Source organism: Allocoleopsis sp. (genome assembly GCF_036703385.1).
Lineage (GTDB): Bacteria > Cyanobacteriota > Cyanobacteriia > Cyanobacteriales > Coleofasciculaceae > Allocoleopsis.
In genome coordinates, this window is the sequence record NZ_DATNPA010000031.1 from 1 (window position 1) to 2,867 (window position 2,867).

Below are 2,867 nucleotides of genomic sequence, written 5' to 3' on the forward strand. Positions count from 1 at the left end.
GTCACTTGAATACGGATATATACTAAATGTTTATGAATCAGACAAGAGTGATATCTGCCCACTACTCTATGTAAGAAAAAAGGTGTGATCGCGGACATCTGAAGTAGGAAGGAGAAATTGCAGGGGTGACAGCAATGGAGAGGCGATGCTTGCTACGATACAGATGCATTCCCAGCGCCATAACGTCCTTTCAATTAAAATGAGGGGATATTGGTACTTAGTAAGCTTGGCAGCTAGGTGATAGCTAATGTTCCAAGGAGAGCTATGTTAGACGAAACGACCCTTGAACAACGTTTGGTAACTCTTGAGCAAGCGGTTTCTGACCTTCAACGCAAGTTTGAAAGCAAGTCTACCTCTGAAAACTGGCTTGAAAAACTCGTCGGCTCAATTTCTGATGAAGCAGCTTTTCTTGAAGCTCTAGAATATGGACGTACCTTTCGTCAGGCTGACAAGCCTACTGACGAGGTTGACGGACAATTGTGAAATATTTGCTCGACACCGACCATATTAGTTTCTTACAGCGTCGCTCTGGTTCAGAGTTTAGCAGCTTAGCTGTTCGGATGGCTCAACACCCAATCACGGATTTTGCCTTGTCCATTGTCAGTTTCCATGAACAGATACTTGGCGCTCATAATTTCATCAATCGTGCTCGGACAAATACTGACCTGATTCGTGGATATACTCTGTTGTTAGAAACTCTTCAGGGCTTTGCAACAGCTCCTGTTTTACCATTTGATGCTGGAGCAATTGCACTCTTTGATGAATTGCGAAGGCAACGGGTTCGCGTGTCCACAATGGATTTGAGAATTGCAGCGATCGCCATGTCTCACAATTTGATGTTATTGACCCGGAACGTAAGTGATTTCAGTAAAGTTCCAGGTTTAGTGACACAGGATTGGACTGTGTAGAGCAGGCGGGCTAACAAATCGATGGAGCGGAACGCAGCAGCGCTGCTGCACGAATTCGTAGCAGACAGCATGGTGCTTAGAAATCTGAATTATTCTGCCAGAGGCAGTGCGACAGCGAAGCGAGAAGAGCGAAGCGCAGATCGCAAGAAAGCTGCTTTGTTGGGTTGAGGCTCCGAAACCCAACATCAATGCTGATAGCAATGGAAGGGCGATCGCTTGCTACGAGAAAGACGCATTCCCATCGCCATAACGTCTTCAATTTGAATGAGCGATCAGCTTCGCTGGTGCCGTAGGCAATCGCGAACCCGAAGCACCTGAATTACCCAATAACTGGCAAGACATTTCTCAAATCATTGTTTCTTCCCAATAAGGTGGATTACCGAATCGCTTTACCAAGAAATCGATGAATGTTTTGACCCGGAGTGAGTATCTACGATTCGGCAAGTAAAGTGCATAAATGCCCATATCCATCTCGACTTGGGGATGCACCCTCCAATCGGTCAGCACAGCTTGTAACCGTCCAGAGCCAATATCTTCACCCACCAACCATGTTGGCATCAGGATCAGTCCAGCGCCATCCAAACACACTTGGCGCAGCACTTCTGAATTGTGGTTCTTCAGTACCTAGTATGCCAAATAAATATATAAACACTTCAAAGAAGATGAATAATTGTATCAAATATCCAGGAAAGCCCTGAAAAAAATTGACGAAGAGAGCTAGTTATTATTGGCTGGAAACAGAAGCCAATAGACCTTGGGGTGTAATGACAGACATGACTGAAAAAAAAGGAATAAAACTGCTGACAGAGCTTCTGAATATAGAGGGAATAAAAGTAACTTCAAATCGTCAGCACTCAGGGATTGGGATAATTTTACAAGTTGAGTCAATCGAGAAAGAAAGTATGTGTCCTCGTTGCGGGACAAAAAGTCGGAGATTACATCAAAACCATCGATACCTAGTCAAAGATTTACCCTGGGGAGAAACCTCAGTATTTTTAGAAATAAACAGAAGACAATTCAAATGCTCAAAATGTGGAAAACCCTTTAGCGAAGACTTGGAGTTTGTAGGGAAAAGAAGAACTTATACAAAACGATTGGCAAACCAAATCTTACAAGAAGTGATAGGAAAGGATATCCACAGTGTAGCGAAAAAAGGGGTAGTGACAACTGAAGAAATAGAAAGGATGTTAAAAGATGCATCAAAAGAATTAGTGAAATCTCGACCCAGCGAACTGAAAAGGCTAGGAATTGATGAAATAGCCCTAATTAAAGGAAAAGGGAATTACTGTGCAGTATTAATAGATATAGACAAGTCGAAATTGCTCGAAATCCGGGAGGGAAGAACGAAAGAAGAAATAAAGGAAGTGCTGACTAGCTGGGGAACCGAGGTCTTAGAGTCAATAGAGGAAGTAAGTATAGATATGTGGAAAGGATACAAAAGTGTAGTAACAGAAATCCTATCAAAGGCTCAGGTAGTCGCCGATAGATTTCATGTAATGGCACAAATAAACAAAGAATTAGATGCACAAAGAAAACTGCAAAAGCGAAAGATAGAAAATTTAATCAAAGCAGCAAAATCGGAAAAAGAGAAAGCTGAGTATGAGAAAGTGCTAGAGGGATTGAAGAAAAGCAAATATGTGTTACTGAAGAATGAATCAGACCTGAATGAAGAACAAAAAAGTAAACTTATGCAAGTGAAAGAGGTGTCACCTACTCTCAAGCTCATGCATGAATTAAAAGAGAAAATCCACAAAATATTCGAGCAAACGAATAATTGGTTGACCGGATTATTTAAACTGGGGATATGGTTATCAAGAGCCAAAAAATATTTTCCTGACAGCCAGAGTACTATTATCCGTTGGCTAGATGAGATTATTGCTTACTTTGACAACAGGACTACAAGTGGTGTTGTCGAGGGCATCCATAACAAACTCAAGTTAATTAAACGTTCCGCTTACG

Annotated in this window: 5 protein-coding genes; 4 read left to right on the forward strand and 1 reads right to left on the reverse strand. The window is 41.9% G+C overall.

The features are described 5' to 3' along the window. Positions 1-264: 264 nt before the first annotated feature. From V6C93_RS01620 to V6C93_RS01630, 3 genes are read left to right on the forward strand one after another with little or no spacing between them, the layout of a single operon-like run. A complete protein-coding gene (locus V6C93_RS01620) occupies positions 265-483 on the forward strand; it encodes a hypothetical protein (RefSeq protein ID WP_333474894.1) in 219 nt (72 codons plus the stop codon). Continuing rightward, positions 480-908: a type II toxin-antitoxin system VapC family toxin gene (locus V6C93_RS01625; RefSeq protein WP_333474895.1), complete on the forward strand. Its 429-nt coding sequence runs from the start codon at positions 480-482 to the stop codon at positions 906-908. The genes V6C93_RS01620 and V6C93_RS01625 overlap by 4 nt, the downstream gene beginning before the upstream one ends. 21 nt (positions 909-929) lie before the next feature. After that, a complete protein-coding gene (locus tag V6C93_RS01630) occupies positions 930-1,076 on the forward strand; it encodes a hypothetical protein (RefSeq protein WP_333474896.1) in 147 nt (48 codons plus the stop codon). Between the two features lie 177 nt (positions 1,077-1,253). Here the strand turns inward: V6C93_RS01630 and V6C93_RS01635 are convergent, their stop codons facing one another. Further along, positions 1,254-1,508, reverse strand: a complete 255-nt coding sequence (locus tag V6C93_RS01635) for a LysR substrate-binding domain-containing protein (RefSeq protein WP_333474897.1) — start codon at positions 1,506-1,508, stop codon at positions 1,254-1,256. A 173-nt stretch (positions 1,509-1,681) separates the two neighbouring features. Here V6C93_RS01635 and V6C93_RS01640 point away from each other — a divergent pair. Further along, a partial coding sequence (locus V6C93_RS01640; protein WP_422653196.1) for an ISL3 family transposase occupies positions 1,682-2,867 on the forward strand: 1,186 nt, incomplete at its 3' end.

Excerpts from the sequence above, each read along its gene's own strand:
- V6C93_RS01630 (WP_333474896.1), top strand. The coding sequence starts at position 930 with ATGGAGCGGAACGCAGCAGCGCTGCTGCACGAATTCGTAGCAGACAGC.
- V6C93_RS01620 (WP_333474894.1), top strand. The coding sequence starts at position 265 with ATGTTAGACGAAACGACCCTTGAACAACGTTTGGTAACTCTTGAGCAA.